The sequence below is a fragment of the uncultured Aquimonas sp. genome (genome assembly GCF_937888285.1).
Lineage (GTDB): Bacteria > Pseudomonadota > Gammaproteobacteria > Xanthomonadales > Xanthomonadaceae > Aquimonas.
The window spans coordinates 54,072-73,003 of the sequence record NZ_CALART010000020.1 but is presented as its reverse complement, the minus strand read 5'-3'; the positions used below and the strand labels follow the sequence as shown (position 1 = coordinate 73,003).

The following is an 18,932-nucleotide window of genomic DNA, read 5'->3' as shown; positions in this document are numbered from 1 at the left end:
TCCGGCAGGTTCGCGCATGTAAACGCTGGGCACCGCCGGTGCGGCGTTTACGGTGGGCCAGGGCCCACCCTATGGGCTTGGCTTGGCGTATAGCGCGCTTCGTCCGAGGGCTGGATGAGGCCTGGGCGTGCATCGGTGGGTTGGCGGCAAAAGGGAATCGCACCGCTCGAAGGTCCCGCTCCATCGCTGCTACCGCGCGGGGACAGCCATTGAACGTGGCGCGCGGAAGAGTCTCTCCGGCCTTGAGCCGCCCGCGGGGCGAAGCTGTCGCCCTCCATGCATGCGCTGCGGTTCAGCCGGCGCCCACGCGCATGCTCTAGGCTCGCAGCCCCGATCGTTCCGAGCCGAAGCCATGGTCCAGCCGCTGCAGCGTTTTTTCGTGCTGGTCCTTGCGCTGCTGGCCGCACAGGTCGCGGCGGCGGCCCTGCCTGATCTGGAGGCCTTCGATCGGCAGTTCCGCGAGATCCTGGCCGAGCAGGACATTCCCGGTGGCGCCTACGCGGTGATCGCGCAGGGTCGCGTGCTGCGGGTGCAGGGCCATGGTCTGCGTGCGGTCGATGGCAAGCAGCCGGTGGATGCCGACACCGTGTTCCGGCTGGCCTCGGTCTCCAAGACCTTCGCCGGCCCGCTGGCAGTGCAGCTGGCGCAGGAGGGCCGGCTCGACCTTGCTGACTCGCTGGCGCAGCAGCTGCCGGAGCTGCGCTTCAAGCGCGCCGAGCTGAGCCAGCGCCTGCGCGTGGAGGACCTGCTGGGTCAGTCGACCGGGCTGGTGCCGAATGCCTACGACAATCTGATCGACGACGGGCTGGCGCTGGAGCGGATCCTGCCGCGCTTCCGCGATCTCGATGCGATCTGCGCGCCGCGCAGCTGCTACAGCTACCAGAACATCGCTTTCGCCCAGGTCGAGCCGATCCTCGCCCGGGCGGGTGGAGCGGGCTATGCCGAACTGGTCGAGCGGCGCCTGTTCCGACCGCTCGGCATGCAGCGCGCCAGCTTCGGTCTCGATGCGCTGATCGCCGAACCCAACCATGCGCGCCCGCACCGGCGCGAGGCCGGGCGCTGGGTGGAAGCGGACCTCAAGCCCGGCTACTACCAGCTCGCCCCGGCGGCCGGCATCAACGCCAGCGCCCGCGATCTCGGCCAGTGGCTGCTGGCACAGATGGGCGGCCAGCCGGAAGCACTGTCGCCGTCCGTGGTCGCGACGGTGACCACGCCGCGAGTGCGCACGCCGCGCGAGCTGAAGCGGCGGCTCTGGGGCCAGCTGCTCGACGAGGCGCACTACGGACTTGGCTGGCGCGTCTACCGGATCGGCGAGGCGCCGCTCAACTACCACAGCGGCTGGGTCAAGGGGTACGTGGCCGAGATCGCCTGGTCGCCCACGCATCAGATCGGCCTTGCCCTGCTGCTGAACGCCGAAAGTCCGGCGATCGGGCGGATCAGCACGGCCTTCTGGGCCGAGGTGCATGGTCGGCCGGTGCCGACGCCGTGAGGCGCCCTGACTTACGGGGCGCGCGCAGCGTCATGCTAAGTCGGGATAGCAGTCTGCGCAGGCGTTGGGCGGGGCTCGATGTGGCGACGTCAGAGCCGGCAACTCGCCTTCGATGTTTCCGATGCAGGTTGAAGCCTTAGTGCAAAGCGAACCGCGCCGAGTCCCCACTGCAGCACCTCAGCGCTCTCCCAAGTGCGGAGCGCAAGTCCAAGGCTTACAACACGCTTCACGCCAATCCCGAATCCCCAATCCCGAATCCCTGCTTCAAGCCGGCACCCCCGGAAACCGGTCCAGCGGCAACTTGAGGTAACGCACGCCGTTGTCCTCGGGTTCCGGCAGCTGCCCCGCGCGGATGTTGACCTGCACGGCGGGCAGGATCAGGCGCGGCATCGGCAGGGTGGCGTCGCGGGCTTCGCGCATGGCCACGAACTCCGCCTCGCTGCGGCCTGCGCCGACGTGGATATTGGCTTCGCGCTCGGCGCCCACGCTGGTTTCGCAGGCCGGTCGGCGGCCGCCGGGCGAGTAGTCGTGGCAGACGAACACGCGAGTGTCGTCCGGCAGGCCGAACAGGCGCTGGATCGAGCGATACAGGCGTTCCGCGCTGCCGCCGGGAAAGTCGCAGCGGGCGCTGCCGCCGTCGGGCATGAACAGGGTATCGCCGACGAACACCGCATCGCCGATGCGGTAGCTGACGCTGTCATTGGTGTGGCCGGGCGTGGCGATCACCTCGACTTCGAGTCCGCCCATCGCGAAGCGCTCGCCGTCGGCGAGTAGCCGGTCGAACTGCGAACCGTCGACGGGGAAGTGTTCGCCCAGGTTGAAGATCTCGCGGAAGGTGGCCTGTACGTGGCGGATGCCCTCGCCAATCGCCAGCTTTGCACCGGGACACTGTGCGCGCAGCCAGTGGCCGGCCGACAGATGATCGGCATGGGCGTGGGTTTCGAGGATCCATTCGAGGCGCAGCCCGCCCTCGCGCACCGCATCCAGCACCTTCTGCGCCGAGCGGGTGGCGGTGTTTCCGGACTTGGGATCGAAGTCGAGCACCGGGTCGATCACCGCCGCCGCAGCGCTGGCCGGATCGCGGACCAGGTAGGTCCAGGTGCAGCTGTCGTCGTCGAAGAAGGGCTGGACGTGCGGATTCATGGGGCCTCCGGTGGGCGATGGAATCAGAACAGTTGGGGTGCGGTGCGCAGGACGATGTAGACGCCCATCAGCACCAGGAACACGGCGAAGGCGCGCTTCAGGGTCTGCTGCGGCAGCCGGCTGGCCAGCTGCATGCCGACCAGGGTGCCGGCTGCGCCGATGGCGATGAACAGGCCGATCAGGCGCCAGTCGAGCTGCAGGCCCTGCTTCTCAAGCACCGGCAGGTAGCCGATGAAGCCGGTGAAGGACTTCATGGCGATGATCCACAGGCTGGTGCCGATGGCCTTCTGCATGGAGAGGCGGCCCAGCAGCACCAGCGCCGGCACGATCAGGAAGCCGCCGCCGACACCGACGAGGCCGGTGATCGCGCCAACCGCGAGGCCGTCGCCGACGATGGCCAGCCGACCGCGAGGCGCCCGCGCGTCGGGGGTCGAAGCGGACGCAGGGCTGCGGAACATCATTACCGCCGCCAGCAGCATCACCACCGCAAACAGGGCAAGCTGGGCGGCACCGGAAAACCACTGCGAGGCCCAGGCACCGAGCCATGTGCCGGCCATGCCCGGCAGGCCGAACCAGAGCAGGCTGCGCAGATCGACCTGGCGCTTGAGTGTCCACGGCAGCGCGCCGGCCAGGGCGATACCGCCGACGATGGCCAGCGAGCCGGCGATGGCGAGTTTCTCCGGCTGCCCGACGAGGTAGACGAGGATCGGGACCGTGAGAATCGAGCCGCCCGAGCCCATCAGGCCGAGCGAGAGGCCGATGGCGAGGGCGCCGAGCAGGGCGAGCAGCATGCGAAGCCTCCCGAGAACAGGCAGGCATTATATTAGAAAACGCTAAATTAAAGGAACCGCGGCCGGAGTCCGCGGTCGCTGATGCCCGACTTGGCAGCACCCCCAACCTCGCGGACACTGCTCACATGAGCCGAATCCTCACCCTGCTGTTGCTTGCCGGACCCTTCCTGAGTCCGGAGGCCGCCGCATCGACCCTGTTCCGCTGCGTGGGCGAGCAGGGTGAAACCGTGTTCACATCGGATGCGGCGGGCTATCGCGACTGCAAGCGGCTGCATGTGCCCAGTACCCAGAATTCCGGGCAGGTCGCCGCTCCTTCCCCGCAGGTCGCCGCTCCTTCCCCGCAGCGACAGTCGCCACTGGTCGCGGCGCCGGCGACACCCGACTCGGCGCCGGCGGCGCCCAGCGATGCATCCACGCCTTCGCAGCCGGCAGTGGGGACCGTGGTGGCCGCGCCGGAACGCCGCGTCGAGTTCCGCACCCGCAGCGATGGTGCCGAAATCGCCGCGCCGAAAGACGCTCAGCAGAGCGGTGCGAGGGTCTCGCGCGGTGCGGTCTACCGCTATGAGCGCGACGGGGTGGTCCACTACACCAACCGTCGGCCGGCCGGCCAGCGCGCCGAGGTGCTCTTCAGCTACATGGAGACCTGCTACGCCTGTGCGGTGAGCAGCAGCGTCGACTTCAACAGTGTCGGCTTGAACCTCACTGCCTACGTGGAAGAGGTGCGCGCCGCCGCCGCCCTGCACGGCGTCGAGGAGGCCTTCGTGCGCGCGGTCATCCACGCCGAATCGGCCTTCAACCTCAATGCGCTGTCGAACAAGGGCGCGCAGGGGCTGATGCAGCTGATGCCGGCCACGGCGGAGCGCTTCGGCGTCACCGATCCATTCTCGGCGCGCGACAACATCCACGGCGGCACGGCCTATCTGGCCTGGCTGCTGAAGCGCTTCGACGGCGATTTCCGCCTGGCGGCGGCGGGCTACAACGCAGGCGAGGGCGCAGTCGACCGCTTCAGTGGCGTTCCGCCCTATGCCGAAACCCAGGTGTTCGTGGAGCGCGTCGGTATCCTGCTGGAGCGCTACCGCACCCAGCTGGCCGCTGCGGCGCGGCCGGTCTCGCAGGGTTGAACCGCGGGCGGTGCCGTGAATCCGCACCGCCGCGCGCAGCGACCTGCAGGGCGCGAATCGTGCGGGCTCAGCGCGCCTGGGCCGGACGCTGGATCAGCTGCAGCTGGGCGACAAAGGGCACGCCCGCGCGCAGGCCGGAAACCTCGACCGTGCTGCCCGGCGCCTTGCTGGCCTCGCGCAGGCGCAGGCTGGACTGGTCGCCGATGGTTTCGCCGTCGAAGCTGAGCAGCACATCGCCGGCGCGCAGGCCAGCCGCCTGCGCCGGCCCGCCCATGTAGACCTCGGTGAGCGCGACGCCGCGCGGACCCATCGCGTCGAGGCTGCCCGGCAGCACCGGCGCATCGCCGTACTCGGCCCCCATCCAGCCGCGCACGACGACCCCCGTTTCGCGGATCTGCGCGAACACATCCGCAGCGATGCCCATCGGAATCGCGAAGCCGATGCCTTCCGCGCCATTGCGACGACCGAGCACGAAGGTGTTGATGCCGATCAGCTGGCCCTGCGCATTGACCAGGGCGCCGCCGCTGTTGCCTTCATTGATCGCCGCGTCGGTCTGGATGAACTCCTCCGAGAGCATCTGGTTCAGCGGCGTGCGCCCCAGCCCGGAGACGATGCCCTGGGTTACGGTCTGGCTGAGGCCCAGCGCGTTGCCGATCGCCAGCACCACGTCGCCGACCTCGAGCGCAACGCTCGGGTCCAGCGGCAGCGCCGGCAGCCCGCTGCCCTCGACCTTGAGCACCGCCAGATCGGTTTCGGCGTCGCTGCCGACCACCCGGGCATCAGTCACCCGTCCATCCCAGAGGGCGATGCGGATCTGCTCGGCGCCGGAGATGACGTGGTGATTGGTGAGGACATAGCCGTCCTCGCTGACGATCACGCCGGAACCCAGGATGGGCTCGCGGCGGCGCACGGTGGGGCCGACCGCGAGCCCCGAGAAGCGCTGCGTGGTGGGATCGGGCCGCAGCAGCACGCGCTCGGTGACGATGCGGTTCGCATACAGGCTGACCACGGCCGGCGAGGCGCTGCGCACCGCCTTGGCATAGCTGCGCGGCGCGCCTTCGGTTGCGGGCGAAGGCTCACCGCGCAGGCGTTCGGCCAGCCCGGGGGCGAAGTGGATCACCACGAAGGCCAGCGCCAGGCCGGCGACCGCGCTCTGCAGCAGGAAGGACAGCGGTCGTGGCAGGCGCGGCATCGGGCATCGCAGGCGGACGGGACGGCGCGCATTGTGCCCTGCATGGGCCATCGGCGCAGGCTTGGCGCGTTGTCGCTGGGTTCAGCCATCCGCTACACTACGCCGCTTTGCAAGGCCAGCCGGACAGGCCTTGTCACCGATTTCCCCTTGCGCAAGTGCGGAGAGCCGTATGGCTAACCAAGGCGTCAACCCAGGCCGCCGCCGCTTCCTGACCGCCACCACCGCCGTGGTGGGTGGCGCTGGAGCGATCGCGGCTGCCGTGCCCTTCATCGCTTCCTGGCAGCCGAGCGCCCGCGCCGAGCTGGCGGGAGCCCCGGTCACCGAGAACATCGCCAAGCTCGAACCCGGTCAGCGCCTGACGCTGACCTGGCGCGGCCAGCCGGTGTTCGTGATCCGGCGCACGCCCGAGCAGATCCAGGTGCTGCCCTCGCTGGACGCGCGCCTGCGCGATCCGAACTCCGACGTGGTCGACCAGCAGCCCGGCTACGCCAAGAACCCGCACCGTTCGGTCAAGCCCGAGTATCTCGTGCTGGTCGGCCTGTGCACGCATCTGGGCTGCGTGCCGCTGTTCCGCCCGGAAGTCCAGGCCGAGCCCTTCGACGCCGACTGGAAGGGTGGCTTCTACTGCCCCTGCCACAACTCGCGCTTCGACCTCGCCGGCCGCGTCTTCGAAGGTGTCCCGGCGCCGACCAACCTGCGCGTGCCGCCTTACCACTTCGTCGACGACAACACGCTGATCATCGGCCTGGATCCCAAGGGAGCCGCGTGATGTCCAACCTGATCAACCGCACCGTCGAGAACGTCACCCAGTGGGTCGACGAGCGCGCCCCGGGCCTGAAGGGCGCCTACAACAAGCACGTCGGCGAGTACTACGCGCCGAAGAACTTCAACGTCTGGTACTACTTCGGCTCGCTGGCCATGCTGGTGCTGGTCAACCAGATCGTCACCGGCATCTGGCTGACGATGAACTACAAGCCGTCCGCCGCCGAGGCCTTCGCCTCGGTCGAGTACATCATGCGCGACGTCGAGTGGGGCTGGCTGATCCGCTACATGCACTCGACCGGCGCCTCGCTGTTCTTCGTCGTCGTCTACCTGCACATGTTCCGCGGCCTGGTCTACGGCAGTTCGCAGAAGCCGCGCGAGCTGGTCTGGGTGATCGGCGTCGCGATCTTCCTGGTGCTGATGGCCGAAGCCTTCCTGGGCTACGTCCTGCCCTGGGGCCAGATGAGCTATCACGGCGCGCAGGTGATCATCAATCTGTTCGGCGCGGTGCCGGTGATCGGTACCGAGCTCACCGAATGGATCCGCGGCGACTTCCTGGTCTCCGACGCCACGCTCAACCGCTTCTTCGCGCTGCACGTGATCGCGCTGCCGCTGGTCCTGCTGCTGCTGGTGGTGCTGCACCTGGGGGCGCTGCACGAAGTCGGTTCGAACAACCCCGACGGCGTCGACATCAAGAAGAAGAAGGGCGCGGACGGCAAGCCGCTCGACGGCATTCCCTTCCACCCCTACTACACGGTCAAGGACCTGTTTGGCGCGGGCTTCTTCCTGACCATTGCCGCCTTCATCGTGTTCTTCGCGCCGACCTTCGGCGACCTGTTCCTGGAGTACGACAACTTCGTCCCGGCGAACCCGATGGTCACGCCCGACCACATCAAGCCGGTGTGGTACTTCACCCCCTACTACGCGATGTTGCGCGCCGTGCCTGACAAGCTGGCCGGCGTGATGATCATGGGCGGCGCGGTGATGATCCTGTTCCTGCTGCCCTGGCTGGATCGCAGCCCGGTGCGTTCGGTCCGCTACCGCGGCCCGCTGTCGAAGCTGCTGATCGGCATCTTCGTGGTGGCCTTCGTCAGCCTCGCCTGGCTCGGCCTGCAGTCGGGCAGCGAGATGCAGACCCTGATGGCGCGCATCTTCACGATCTACTACTTCGCGTTCTTCCTCTTGATGCCGCTGTGGACCCGCTGGGACTCCCACAAGCCGGTGCCGGAACGGGTGACCACCCATGATTAAGCGTCTCTACTCGCTGGCGCTCGGCGCCGTGCTGCTGGCCGCGGCCGGCGTCTCCCAGGCCGCCGGCGGCGCGCCGCTGATCGAGAGCCACGTCAACATCGGCGACCGCGCCTCGCTGCAGCGCGGTGCCGCCCTGTTCATGAACTACTGCGCCGGCTGCCACTCGCTGGGCTACCAGCGCTACTCGCGCACCGCCAAGGATCTCGGCCTCAGCGAAGAGCAGGTGATGTCCTACCTGAATTTCACAGGCGCCAAGTTCGGCGAGCACATGAACTCGGCGATGGACCCGGCCGATGGCGAGGCGTGGTTCGGCAAGGCGCCGCCCGATCTTTCCCTGGTGGCCCGCGCCAAGTCGGGCGGCCCGGACTGGACCTACACCTTCCTGAAGTCCTTCTACGTCGACGAGACCCGCCCGGCCGGCTGGAACAACACCGTCCTGGTCGGCGCCTCGATGCCGAACGTGCTGTGGAAGCTGCAGGGCATGCAGCGGGCCGTCTACGACGAGCATGGTGCGATCGAGCGCATGGAGCTGGCCCCGGCCGGCGCCCAGAGCCCCGAGGAATTCGACCGCACCATCCGCGATATCAGCGCCTTCCTCACCTATGTGGGCGAGCCGGCGGCGCTGAAGCGCGAAGCGTATGGCGTGTGGGTTATCCTCTTCCTCACGGTCTTCACTTTCCTCGCCTGGCTGCTCAAGACCGAGTACTGGCGGGACGTCCACTGACGCTGAGCTGACCGTACGGCGGCCGGTGCCCCAGGGCACCGGCCGAACCCTGATCTGCGTGGGAAGGGGGATACGGAATGGCTTCGAGTTCGCGTCTGCGCAATGCGCTGACCCTGTTTTCGGCGCGCGACTGCGCGACCTGCCATCGGATACGTCTGGTTCTGGCCGCCAAGGGGGTGAGCTACGAACTGGTGCCGGTGGACCCGCAGCATCCGCCCGAGGACCTGCTGGACCTTAACCCCACCCTCAGCCTCCCGACGCTCGCCGACCGCGACCTCGTCCTGTACTCCGCCTCCGTGCTGAGCGAGTACATAGACGAGCGCTATCCGCATCCACCGCTGATGCCGATCGACCCGCTGTCCCGGGCCCGCCTTCGGCTCGCGATGCTGCGTCTGGAGCAAGAGTGGGTGCCGGAGCTGGAAGCGATTGGAACCGGCAGCAAGGCGGAGTCCGAAGCCGCGCGCAAGCGCATGCGTGAGCTTGTGCAAGCCTCCCTGCCCCTGTTCAAGGCGTCACGCTTCTTCCTCAACACCGAACTCTCCCTTGCCGACTGCGCGCTGGCCCCGATCCTGTGGCGCCTGCCTGCCGCCGGCATCGACCTGGCACGCGACGCCAAGCCGATCGAGGATTACGCCCAGCGCATCTTCCGCAGTCCCATCTTCGGCCGCAGCCTGATGGCGGAGGAGCGCCACTACCGCGACCTGCCCGCATGACCCGATCCGCGCCACCCTCGCCGCCGCGAATGAGCTCCAACCGCCCCTACCTGCTGCGGGCGATGTACGACTGGATCACCGACAACGGGCTGACGCCCTACCTGCTGGTCGATGCGCGCCAACCCGGGGTACAGGTGCCTGCGTTCGCAATCAAGGACGGCAAGGTGGTGCTGAACATCGCCATGCGAGCGGTCGATGCGCTGGATCTGGGCGATGATCGGATCCGTTTCCAGGCCCGTTTCTCGGGCGCCAGCCACGCGCTCTCGATCCCGCTGGTGGCCGTGGAGGCGATCTACGCGCAGGAAAACGGCCAGGGCATGATGTTGCCCGCCGACGACATCGAAGCGAGCCTGCCTGCCGACCCGGTCGAGGCGGAAGCCAAGGCGGAAGAGCCTCCGCTGTCCGGCGGAGACGAGCCGCCGCGTCGCTCCCATCTGCGGGTGATCAAGTAAGGCCAGCGCGAGCGTCTTCCATCCCTGCCTTGACGGCCGGCAGACGCGCGGCTGCACTGCGGTTGTTGCCCGGGACGGGCGTGAGGCGCGTGCTGGGATCAGCCCCAGTTTCCAAAGCCGCGCGTGCCGAGCCGCGGTATCGGATCAGGCACGCTGGGTGGCGGCAGGGGCTCAGGCGCGGTGATCCAGAGCAGCCTCAGGCCGTGCAGGGCGAGCGCGCCGCTGGAGCGGTCACTGCCCTCCCGCGAATAGTCGAATCGATACTGGCGAACCAGGCCGAGCCGTCCATCCTCACCGCGCTTCATGCCCAGCTTCACCAGCGCCACCGAATGGTCCAGCAGCTGCACGCCGGCGCGTTCGCAGGCCTCCAGCCCATGTCGACGCGCGACTTCGCTGGCATCGCGGGCGCGCGCCCAGAAGTACAGCACCGGGCCCAACACCACCAGGACTAGCAAGGTTGTATCCATCGCAGCAGTGTGTGGGCGCGGCCCACACGCCGCAAGGCGCGAGTCGCACGGCCTGCCTTCGGCGGTGCCGTGACTGCCAACCCGGGCACGCCGGGTTTTTGCAACGAAATGTAAGATGGCGGGCGTTCGACGACGCCATGTCAAGGGGGCGGGGCTTCAGTGGATATCGAGGGATACCGAATCGAGTCGGAGGGCGAGACGGGTGCGGGCGTGCACTGGCTGCGCGCGCGCCAGATCGTCGCCGATGCGCCGGTGCTGCTGCAGCTGTGGGAGGCCCCCGCGGCCGAGGCGAGAGCGGCGATCCGCGCCCTGGCGGGCTTGCGCCATCCGGGGCTGGCGACGGTGCTGGACGTGGGCGAAGCACCGGATGGGCGCACCTACGCGGCGCTCGCTGCTCCGGCCGGCCCCAGCCTGCGACAGCAGCTCGCTGCGGGTATGGACCTCGATCAGGCGTTGGCGCTGCTCCGGCGGCTGGCCCTGGTGCTGCAGTTCCTGGAGGGGCGCAGTGCGCTGCCCGCCTGCCTGGATCCGCGCTCGGTGCACAGCGATGCGCAGGGCCGTCCCGTGCTCACCCGCCTTCGCCCCGCGCAGGAGCCCGCCGAGGCCGGTGAACCGGCGCGCGCCTTGCTCCGCCTGTTCCATGAAGCCCTCACCGGGCATGTTCCCCGCGAGAGGCTTCCGCAGTTTCCGGACTACCTCAGTCGCTGGCAGCCGCTGCTGGACCTGCTCGGACAGGCGGAGCTGCTCACGCCCGGGCGGGTGCTGGAGTGCCTTGATCGCCTGCAGGGTCGCAGCACCGGTGGATCTCCCCGGACGGGTGCGACCGCGAAGTCGGCGACCGCTCCCGGCGCGCAGGCGGCGGTATCGGTGGATGCCGCCCCGATCCCGGTGCCCGCGCCCGTTGCGCCGACGGAAGCGGCGGCAGCAGTGCCTGCCGGCGCCGGCGCGGCAGCAGGCGTGTTGCCTGCCAACCCCGCTTCCCCGGGCGTGACGGCACGCGAACGCAAGGAGCCGGCGCGCGAACCTCAGCCGCCGGCGCGCGCAAACACCCCGCCAGCGCCCGTGCTGCAGCCGACACCGGCCCCAGCTCCAGCCAGGGTCGCTGGCGCAGGCACGATGGCTCAACCTGTGCGCATGTCGACTGAGCGGACCACCGCTCCGAGCAAGCGCCTGGAGGCCGAAAGCCTGCCGCCCACCAGCGTTCCCCGCGCCTTGCCGGAACCGGCGACTCCGGCGCCGCCGTCGCGCATGCCGCTCGTCCTGGCGGCAGCGCTGGCCCTGCCAGTGCTGGCCGGCCTCGCCTGGTGGCTGCTGTCCGCCGGCGCGCCAGCCGAAGCCACATCCGTCGCAACCGCGCCGCAGAGGGCGGAGCCCTCGCCAGCGTCCGCCCCCGCCGGAACGGCGCCCGAGCGCTCGGCACCCGCGCCTGCCCCTGGCTTCCAGGCGCCGGACCCGAGCACCGACTGGTCTCCGGCCTCGCCTGTGGCGCTCGATCTGCAGGCCTTGCCGACCGTGGAGGACCCGCTGGAGCGCCTGCTGCAGTACGCGCGCACCAATGTCGAGGCGGGGCGGCTGATCCAGCCGCCGGGCCGCAACGCCCTCGATCGCTACCTGCAGGCCCTGCGCATCGAGTCTGACAACAGCGCGGCGCGCGCCGGCATCGCCGACCTCGGCGAACTCTGCCTGCGCCAGGCGGCCGAGGTCGAGACGCTCGACAGCCGCCTGCAGGCGCTGGCCTGCGTCGAGCGCGTCGCGGCGGCCCACCCGGCGGGCGCGCCGGCGTTGGCGCGGGCCAACGAGCTGCGGCGACTGGAGCATGACCGCCTGCTGGTCTCCGGCCAGCACGCCCTCGCCGCTTGGCGATCGGCCGAGGCCCGCAGTCACTTCGCCGATGCCCTGCGCCTGCTGCCCGATTCAGCGGCGGCACGCAGCGGCGCCAGCGAGGCGGAGCGCCAGGGCAAGCCGGGCTATCGCTTCCGGGATCCGCTGGATGGTGATGCCCGTGGGCCGGAGCTGCAGATTGCGGGAGGGTTGGCCTGGGCCCGCAGCGAAGTCAGCGTCGAACAGTTCGAGGCCTACTGGACCGCCGCCGGCCAGCGCCGCTTCGGCGCCCACATGCCGGCCTGCCGCGATCGTGAGTCGGTGCTGCGCAGCTCGCGCAAGCGCGACTGGCGCAGTCCGGATTTCGCGCAGGGCGCACGCCACCCGGTCGCCTGCGTCAACTTCGCCATGGCCCAGCACTACGCCGAGTGGCTGTCCGAGGTCTCCGGGCAGCGCTACCGGCTGCCCACGCTGGCCGAGTGGCGCGCGGTCGCGGGCAACGCGCCCGGCGAGTGCCGCGCGAATTTCCGCGACCAGTCGGCCGCCCGCGCCTGGAATGCGCGCGAGGCCTCGGCCTGCGACGACGGCCACGCCCATACGGCCCCAGTCGAGGCGGCGGGCGAGACTTCCGGCCTGCTGGGCCTGTGGGGCAATCTCGGCGAGTGGCTGAGCGACTGCGAGGGCGGCAACTGCCGGCAGCGTCTTGCGGCGGGCGGCAGCTGGTTCAGCAGCGCGGCCGACGCCGCGCCGCGCGGCTTTGCAGCTGAGCCCGGCTTCACTACCATCGGCTTCCGCGTCGTGCGTGAAATCCCCGCCCACGACTGATCCAAGGGTCCCGGCCTGTCCCGGACCCGCTGCATCCCGGCACAGGCAACCGCCTGCCGGTCCTTCTGCGAGAGTCGCGATGAAGCTCATATTCCCCAACGGTGAACACGGTGCCGTCCTGCTCAGCCCCGGCAGCAATCGCATCGGCGCCGCGCCGGATGCCTTCGTGCGGCTCGACGTCGCCGGCATGCCGCCCGAGCTGTGCGCGCTGGAGCTGGACGGCGAGCGCGTCAGCCTGGTCGCCGCCGAGGGCGCCAAAGGCCTCAGCATCAACGGTCAGCCCATCGAAGCAGGGCAGCTCCTGCGCCCGGGCGATTCGCTGGCCTTGGGCCCGGTGCAGGCGCGTCTGGTTGCGGTCGAACGTGTGTCCTCGGCGCCCGCGCCGCGACCCGCCCAGGTGGACGATTCCGGCGCCACTCGCGTCCGCGCGGCGCTGCCCAAGTACCTGCTGCGTGGTGTTTCCGGTGCGGCCTTTGGCAAGACCTACGCAGTCGCGTCGGCCCAGGTGATCGGTCGCCACCACGAGTGCGACATCTCGATCCCCAGCGAGGAAATCTCCCGGCGCCATGCCCAGGTCAAACCCACCACCGACGGCGTGCTGGTCGAGGATCTCGGCTCCTCCAACGGCACCTTCATCAACGGCCAGCGCGTGCAGACCGGTCTGCTGAAGAACGGCGACGAACTCCGGCTGGATGCGATCCGCTTCATGCTGGTGGTGCCTGGACAGGAGATCCAGAAGGCCACTGCTCCGGCACCGGTGGAGAGCACGGGCGGCGGTCGCACCGGCCTGATCTTCGTGGCGGTCACCTTGGTGGTGGCCGCTGCGGTCGCGGCGGCTTTCCTGCTGAAGTAAGCGCTGCCCGCGTTTCGCCCCAAGCGGTCAGCGCGCGCGCCTTCGGTGGCCGCGCGTTGACGTCGCGGTGTCCTGCAATGGAACGGCCCACCCAAGGAGGCCGTCATGCAGACCCCACGCTTCGCTCCCCTCGTTGCCGTCGCGCGCACCTTCGGCGTCGTCCTGCTGCTCGCCAGCAGCGTCGCCCAGGCCGATGGCCTCGCCCCGGCCGATGGCCTGGCACTGCGCGCGCAGGGTGCTGAGGACTGGCAGTCCTCTTTCGCCCTGGAGACCCACGTCGACCTGCGCGTACGCGGTCTGATGGCCGAAGTGCGGGTGCGCCAGCGCTTCAGCAACGCCAGCGGCGAGTGGATGGAGGGCCGCTACCGCCTGCCGCTGCCGGACGACGCCGCGGTCGGCCGCCTGCGCATGCAGGTCGGCGAGCGCCTGATCGAGGGTGAGGTCCAGGAAAAACAGCAGGCCGCGGCCACCTATGCCGCCGCGGCCAGCGAAGGCCGCACCGCCAGTCTGGTCGAGCGCGAGCGCCCGAACCTGTTCCAGACCCGCGTCGCCAATATCGGCCCCGGCGAGACCGTCGAGATCGAGATCGGCTACTGGCAGAAGGTGCGCTGGCAGGACGGCCGCTTCAGCCTGGGCCTGCCACTGACCTTCGTGCCGCCCTACCACGGCGGCCGCAGCGAGGCGGACGCCGCGCTGGATCGCCCGCAGGCTGCCGAAGTGCCCGCACAGGGCATCGCGTTGGGCTCGGCCGCAGCGCCGACGTTCAGCCTCGGCGTCGATCTCGATGCCGGCCTGCCGCTGGCCAGCATCGACAGCCCCAGCCATGCCATCGCCGTGCGTCGTGAGGGCGAGCGTCACCGCATCGAACTCGGCGATACCCGGGTCGACAGCGACCGCGACTTCGAGCTGCGCTGGGCGCCGCAGCCCAGCGCGCAGCCCCAGCAGGCGCTGTTCGTCGAGGACCGCGCCGATGCCCGCTATGCCTTCCTGACCCTGATTCCGCCGACCCGACCGGTGGCGCCGGTGCCGCGCGAGCTGATCCTGGTCGTCGACAACTCCGGCTCGATGCACGGCGCCTCGATGCAGCAGGCCAAGGCGGCGGTGGACCGCGCGCTGACCGGGCTGCGTGCCTCGGATCGCTTCAACGTGATCCGCTTCGATCACCGCTTCGACAGCGTTTTTCCGCAGCCGGTCGAAGCCCGTGCCGCCAATATCGCGCACGCCCGCAGCTTCGTTCAGGCCCTGAACGCAGACGGCGGCACCGAGATGCTGGCGCCGCTGATCGAGGCCTTCGCCATGCCGGCCACGCCCAGCCACCTGCGCCAGGTGGTGCTGATCACCGACGGCGCGATCAGCAACGAGGCGCAACTGCTCAACCACATCGAGCACGGTCGCGGCGAGGCGCGGCTGTTCGCGGTCGGCATCGGCAGCGCGCCCAACGCGCACATCCTGCGGCGCATGGCTGAAGTCGGTCGCGGCGCGCAGGTGACGATCCGCCGCATCGAGGACGTCGCAGACGTCACAGACCAACTGCTGGCCAAGCTCGGCCAGCCCGCCCTGCGCGACCTGAAGGCGGCATGGCCCGAGGGTGCCGAGGCCTATCCGGCGCAGCTGCCCGATCTGTATCTCGGCGAGCCACTGCAGGTGCTGCTGCGGCTGCCGAAGGGCGGCGCGCAGGCTGCGCTCGAAGGCACCGCGCCGGATCTGTCCTGGCGCGCCGAGGTGAAGCTGGGTGAGCCCCGCCTGGCCTCGACCGAGGGCGTGGCGCGGCTGTGGGCGGCGGCCCGCATCGCCGAGCTGGAGGACAGTCTGCGCCAGGGCGCGAGCGCCGACGAGGTGCGCACGGCCGTGCTCACTCTCGCGCTGGAGCATGGTCTTGCCAGCCCCTACACCAGTTTCGTCGCCGTCGACCGTACGCCGCGCCGGCCCGAGGCCGCGGATCTCGCCTCGCTGCAGTTCGCCAACGCCGCGCCGGCGGGATCGGTCGACTTCGCCGCCGGCGCCACCGGCTTCGAGCGCAGTCTGCGGCTGGCCCTGCTGCTGGGCGCGATCGCCCTGGCGCTGCTGGTCTGGCAGCGCGAAGGCAGGCCCGGCCAGCGTCGACTGCTGGCGCAGGGCTGAGACATGCACGGTTCGATTGCTGCGCCGACAGCGAAGACAGCGCTTCGCGCCGTCCGCCATCACCTGTTCGCGCCGAGCCTGCTGTTGGCCAGCGGCCTGCTGCTGGTGCAGGCCCTGTGGATTCCCGCCAAGGCCGAGCTGGCGCAGTGGCTGCTGGCGCGGAGCTGGCATGCGGCGCGCACGACGGGCGAAGCGCAGCCGCCCTGGGGCTGGGCCGATACCCGCGCGGTCGCGCTGTTGCGCCGCGCGGATGTCGGCGCGGAACAGGTGGTGTTGGCCGGCGACAGCGGCCGCGTGCTGGCCTTCGGGCCCGGCTGGAATCCGGCCTCCGCCGCGCCGGGCGGGCAGGGCACCGTGGTGATCAGCGCCCATCGCGACACCCATTTCGCGTGGCTGCGCAACCTGGCCGCGGGGGCGACGCTCGAACTGGAGGGCGTGCAGGGCAGGCGCCGCTACCGCCTGCAGGAGCGCCACATCCTCGACGTGCGCGAGCACGCATTGGCGCCCGAGGCGGGCGAGGATCAACTGCTGCTGGTCACCTGCTGGCCCTTTGATGCGGCGGAAGCCGGCGGGCCGCTGCGGCTGGTGCTGCGCTTCCTGCCGCTGGAGCAGGAAGCCCTCGCTCAGCCTGGCGGCAGCGTGCCCCAGCCAGGCGCGTACTCGGGCGCACCCTCGTAGCGCAGATGCAGGAACAGGTTCCAGCCATCGCGGCTGAGCGCGCGCTGGGCCTTCATGCTGGCCGCACCGCCGACCAGCAGGCTGCGGTTGCGGTGATCCCAGAGCCCGGGCTGGGCGAACCAGCGCGCGGTGTCCGGCGTCCACGACAGCAGATCCACCGGCAGCGGAAACACCCGCTCGCCGTCGGGACTGTCATAGGCGAGCAGGGCGCCCACGCCGACCAGGTGCCCGCCGATGGCACGATCGCCGAGATGCGCATGGATCATCGCCAGTGCATTGACCATGAAGCGCGCCTCGACTTCGTTCTGCGCCATCAGCGCGATCTCCAGCAGGGCGTCGACGCCGGACTTGGGCTGCAGCCGTTCCAGCCATTCGACCAGCGCCGTTTGCAGGGTCGGCGAGTAGCGTCCGAACTGCAGGAAGGTGTAGCGCAGCGCCTCGTCGGCGCCGAGGCCCATCAGGCGCTCGTCATTGCGGCGGCGCAGGTCTTCCGGCGGCAGCTCCAGCACCAGCCGGTTGACCTCGCTGCTGGTGCCGAGCACCTCGCTGGTCACCGGATCGAGCAGGCCCATGGCCTGGCCCACGCCGAGCTTGCCGGCGGTGGCTGCCCAGGCCAGTTTGTCGAGGCGCTCGCGGATCAGCGGGTTGCCGGTGAAGGGATCGATACCGAGTCGCGCTGCCAGCTCGCGGCGCGCGCGGCCGTAGCCCGCCTCGCTCTTGGCCAGGCGCACGACCTCGTCGCCGACGTCGCCGAACCAGCTGTCGTCCTGTTTCTCGCGGGCGCGGCGGCTCGCCGCCATCGGCGCATCGGCGGCATCGAAGGGCGAGCCGTCGTGGCTGATCCGCTGGTCGGCGCGCGCGCCCAGACGCTTGGCGCGCTGGCCGATGCGCGTCACCCGCTCGCTGAAGTAGCGCCAGACTCCCTTGGGCAGGCCGGTGATCGCTTCGCCCGGTCGCTGGATCACATTGGCAACCGCGCGCAGTGGCGCCATCACCGCTTCCGCGCCGGACTTTGCCAGCGCGGCGGTGACCGACTCGGCATGCAGCACCTTGAGCGCTTCCATCTCGTGCACGCGCAGCGCGAGGATCTCGACGCTCTCGGCGGTCAGTTCGCCGTAGTCGGTATGCAAAACGAAGTGCGCCTGGAAGCCGTGCAGCTGCGCGCGCGCTTCGACGCGGTAATCCGGGCCGGCCAGCAGGGCCGGTGGCAGCAGCTCGGCGCTGGCCAGCTCGGGCTCGGCTTCGGTCTCTTCCTCGACGCGCGCAGGCGAGGGCTCAGCCGGTGCCGCGAGCTCGATGTCGGCATCGGCGCCGAGGAAGGGATCGACGAAGTCGTCGGCGCGGGCGACCGCGAGGGACGCCAGCGCCATGCCTGCCACGAGGCCGCCGCGAAAGGCGCCGCGGATCAGCTCCAACTGCAGACCACCTTGCCGCAGGTGCCGGCTTCCATCAGCTCGAAGCCGCGCTGGAAGTCGTCGATGTGGATCTGGTGGGTCAGCACCTTCTGCAGCGGGAAGCCGGTGAGCACCATCTGCGTCATCTTGTACCAGGTCTCGTACATCTTGCGGCCGTAGATGCCCTGCACGGTCAGGCCCTTGAAGATGATGCGGTCCCAGTCGATGCCCGCGCCTTTCGGAAGGATACCCAGCAGAGCGATCTTGCCGCCGTGGTACATGCAGTCGAGCATGTCATTGAAGGCGTGGGCGTTGCCGCTCATCTCAAGGCCGACATCGAAGCCTTCCATGTGCAGGTCGGACATGACCTCCTTCAGCGAGGTCTTGGCGACGTTGACCACGCGGGTGGCACCCATGTCCGCGGCCAGCTTCAGGCGGTAGTCGTTGACGTCGGTCACCACCACGTTGCGCGCGCCGATGTGCTTGCAGATGCCGGCGGCGATGATGCCGATCGGGCCGGCGCCGGTGATCAGCACGTCCTCGCCGATCACGTCGAACTCCAGCGCGCAGTGCGCGGCGTTGCCGTAGGGGTCGAAGAAGGCCGCCAGCTCGCTGGGGATCTGGTCGTGGATCGGCCACAGGTTGCTGGCCGGTACCGCGATGTACTCGGCGAAGGCGCCGTGGCGGTTCACGCCGATGCCGACGGTGTGCGGGCACAGGTGCTGGCGGCCGGCGCGGCAGTTGCGGCAGACGCCGCAGACGATGTGCCCCTCGGCGGAGACGCGCTGGCCGACCGTGTAGCCGGTGACCGCGCTGCCCAGCTCGGCGATACGGCCGACGAACTCATGGCCGATCACGAGGCCGGGCTTGATCGTGCGCTGGCTCCACTCGTCCCACTTGTAGATGTGCAGGTCGGTGCCGCAGATCGCGGTCTTCTCCAGCTTGACCAGGACCTCGTTGGGGCCGATCTGCGGCATCGGCACCTCCTCCATCCAGATGCCCTTGCCGGCTTCGCGCTTGACCAGGGCCTTCATCATCATCGACATCGGGGCATCCTCGGGTGGGGGCAGCGGCAGGCTGCGCAGGTCGCGGATTATAGAAGCGCGGCGTGGCGGCGCCGTCGGCGGCTATGCTG

General features: G+C 69.9%; 17 protein-coding genes. 11 read left to right on the top strand and 6 right to left on the bottom strand.

The window, feature by feature from the left end:
- Positions 1-352: 352 nt before the first annotated feature.
- Positions 353-1,489, top strand: a complete 1,137-nt coding sequence (locus tag Q0654_RS06125; protein WP_298851587.1) for a serine hydrolase domain-containing protein — start codon at positions 353-355, stop codon at positions 1,487-1,489.
- Positions 1,490-1,753: 264 nt separating this feature from the next.
- Here Q0654_RS06125 and Q0654_RS06120 read toward each other — a convergent pair whose 3' ends face one another.
- Together Q0654_RS06120 and Q0654_RS06115 are read right to left on the bottom strand one after the other, a co-directional pair.
- Entirely contained in the window at positions 1,754-2,632 is an 879-nt protein-coding gene (locus Q0654_RS06120; protein ID WP_298851586.1) for an MBL fold metallo-hydrolase, read from the bottom strand.
- Between the two features lie 23 nt (positions 2,633-2,655).
- Positions 2,656-3,423 (bottom strand): sulfite exporter TauE/SafE family protein, encoded by a 768-nt coding sequence (locus Q0654_RS06115; RefSeq protein WP_298851585.1) that lies wholly within the window; start codon positions 3,421-3,423, stop codon positions 2,656-2,658.
- A 125-nt stretch (positions 3,424-3,548) separates the two neighbouring features.
- Here Q0654_RS06115 and Q0654_RS06110 point away from each other — a divergent pair, with 125 nt between their 5' ends.
- A complete protein-coding gene (locus Q0654_RS06110; protein WP_298851584.1) occupies positions 3,549-4,544 on the top strand; it encodes a lytic transglycosylase domain-containing protein in 996 nt (331 codons plus the stop codon).
- A 67-nt stretch (positions 4,545-4,611) separates the two neighbouring features.
- Here the strand turns inward: Q0654_RS06110 and Q0654_RS06105 are convergent, their stop codons facing one another.
- Complete coding sequence (locus tag Q0654_RS06105) at positions 4,612-5,736, bottom strand: trypsin-like peptidase domain-containing protein (protein WP_298851582.1); 1,125 nt, start codon at positions 5,734-5,736, stop codon at positions 4,612-4,614.
- Between the two features lie 169 nt (positions 5,737-5,905).
- Between Q0654_RS06105 and petA the strand changes: the two genes are divergently transcribed.
- The 5 genes from petA to Q0654_RS06080 all read left to right on the top strand — a co-directional run bounded on the left by petA (position 5,906) and on the right by Q0654_RS06080 (position 9,638).
- Complete coding sequence (gene petA, locus Q0654_RS06100) at positions 5,906-6,505, top strand: ubiquinol-cytochrome c reductase iron-sulfur subunit (RefSeq protein ID WP_298851579.1); 600 nt, start codon at positions 5,906-5,908, stop codon at positions 6,503-6,505.
- Entirely contained in the window at positions 6,505-7,749 is a 1,245-nt protein-coding gene (locus tag Q0654_RS06095) for a cytochrome bc complex cytochrome b subunit (protein ID WP_298851574.1), read from the top strand. Before petA ends, Q0654_RS06095 begins: the two co-directional genes overlap by 1 nt.
- Entirely contained in the window at positions 7,742-8,473 is a 732-nt protein-coding gene (locus tag Q0654_RS06090) for a cytochrome c1 (protein ID WP_298851573.1), read from the top strand. Before Q0654_RS06095 ends, Q0654_RS06090 begins: the two co-directional genes overlap by 8 nt.
- Positions 8,474-8,550: 77 nt before the next feature.
- Positions 8,551-9,186, top strand: a complete 636-nt coding sequence (locus Q0654_RS06085; RefSeq protein WP_298851571.1) for a glutathione S-transferase N-terminal domain-containing protein — start codon at positions 8,551-8,553, stop codon at positions 9,184-9,186.
- Between the two features lie 29 nt (positions 9,187-9,215).
- Positions 9,216-9,638, top strand: a complete 423-nt coding sequence (locus Q0654_RS06080; RefSeq protein ID WP_298851569.1) for a ClpXP protease specificity-enhancing factor — start codon at positions 9,216-9,218, stop codon at positions 9,636-9,638.
- A 98-nt stretch (positions 9,639-9,736) separates the two neighbouring features.
- Here Q0654_RS06080 and Q0654_RS06075 read toward each other — a convergent pair whose 3' ends face one another.
- On the bottom strand, positions 9,737-10,093 hold the full coding sequence (locus Q0654_RS06075; RefSeq protein WP_298851567.1) for a DUF3301 domain-containing protein: 357 nt from the start codon (positions 10,091-10,093) through the stop codon (positions 9,737-9,739).
- A gap of 171 nt (positions 10,094-10,264) precedes the next feature.
- Here Q0654_RS06075 and Q0654_RS06070 point away from each other — a divergent pair, with 171 nt between their 5' ends.
- From Q0654_RS06070 to Q0654_RS06055, 4 genes are all read left to right on the top strand, one after another.
- Entirely contained in the window at positions 10,265-12,751 is a 2,487-nt protein-coding gene (locus Q0654_RS06070) for an SUMF1/EgtB/PvdO family nonheme iron enzyme (RefSeq protein ID WP_298851565.1), read from the top strand.
- 79 nt (positions 12,752-12,830) lie between these two features.
- The gene (locus Q0654_RS06065) at positions 12,831-13,604 is read left to right on the top strand and encodes an FHA domain-containing protein (protein WP_298851563.1); all 774 of its coding nucleotides are present in this window, start codon (positions 12,831-12,833) and stop codon (positions 13,602-13,604) included.
- A gap of 105 nt (positions 13,605-13,709) precedes the next feature.
- Positions 13,710-15,725, top strand: coding sequence for a marine proteobacterial sortase target protein (locus Q0654_RS06060; protein ID WP_298851561.1), 2,016 nt, complete (start codon positions 13,710-13,712; stop codon positions 15,723-15,725).
- Positions 15,726-15,728: 3 nt separating this feature from the next.
- Positions 15,729-16,403, top strand: coding sequence for a class GN sortase (locus tag Q0654_RS06055; RefSeq protein WP_298851558.1), 675 nt, complete (start codon positions 15,729-15,731; stop codon positions 16,401-16,403).
- Here the strand turns inward: Q0654_RS06055 and Q0654_RS06050 are convergent.
- Positions 16,349-17,818: a hypothetical protein gene (locus Q0654_RS06050; RefSeq protein WP_298851556.1), complete on the bottom strand. Its 1,470-nt coding sequence runs from the start codon at positions 17,816-17,818 to the stop codon at positions 16,349-16,351. The two genes, Q0654_RS06055 and Q0654_RS06050, sit on opposite strands and share 55 nt — an antisense overlap.
- Positions 17,809-18,843 (bottom strand): L-threonine 3-dehydrogenase, encoded by a 1,035-nt coding sequence (gene tdh, locus Q0654_RS06045; protein WP_298851553.1) that lies wholly within the window; start codon positions 18,841-18,843, stop codon positions 17,809-17,811. Before tdh ends, Q0654_RS06050 begins: the two co-directional genes overlap by 10 nt.
- Positions 18,844-18,932: the final 89 nt, after the last annotated feature.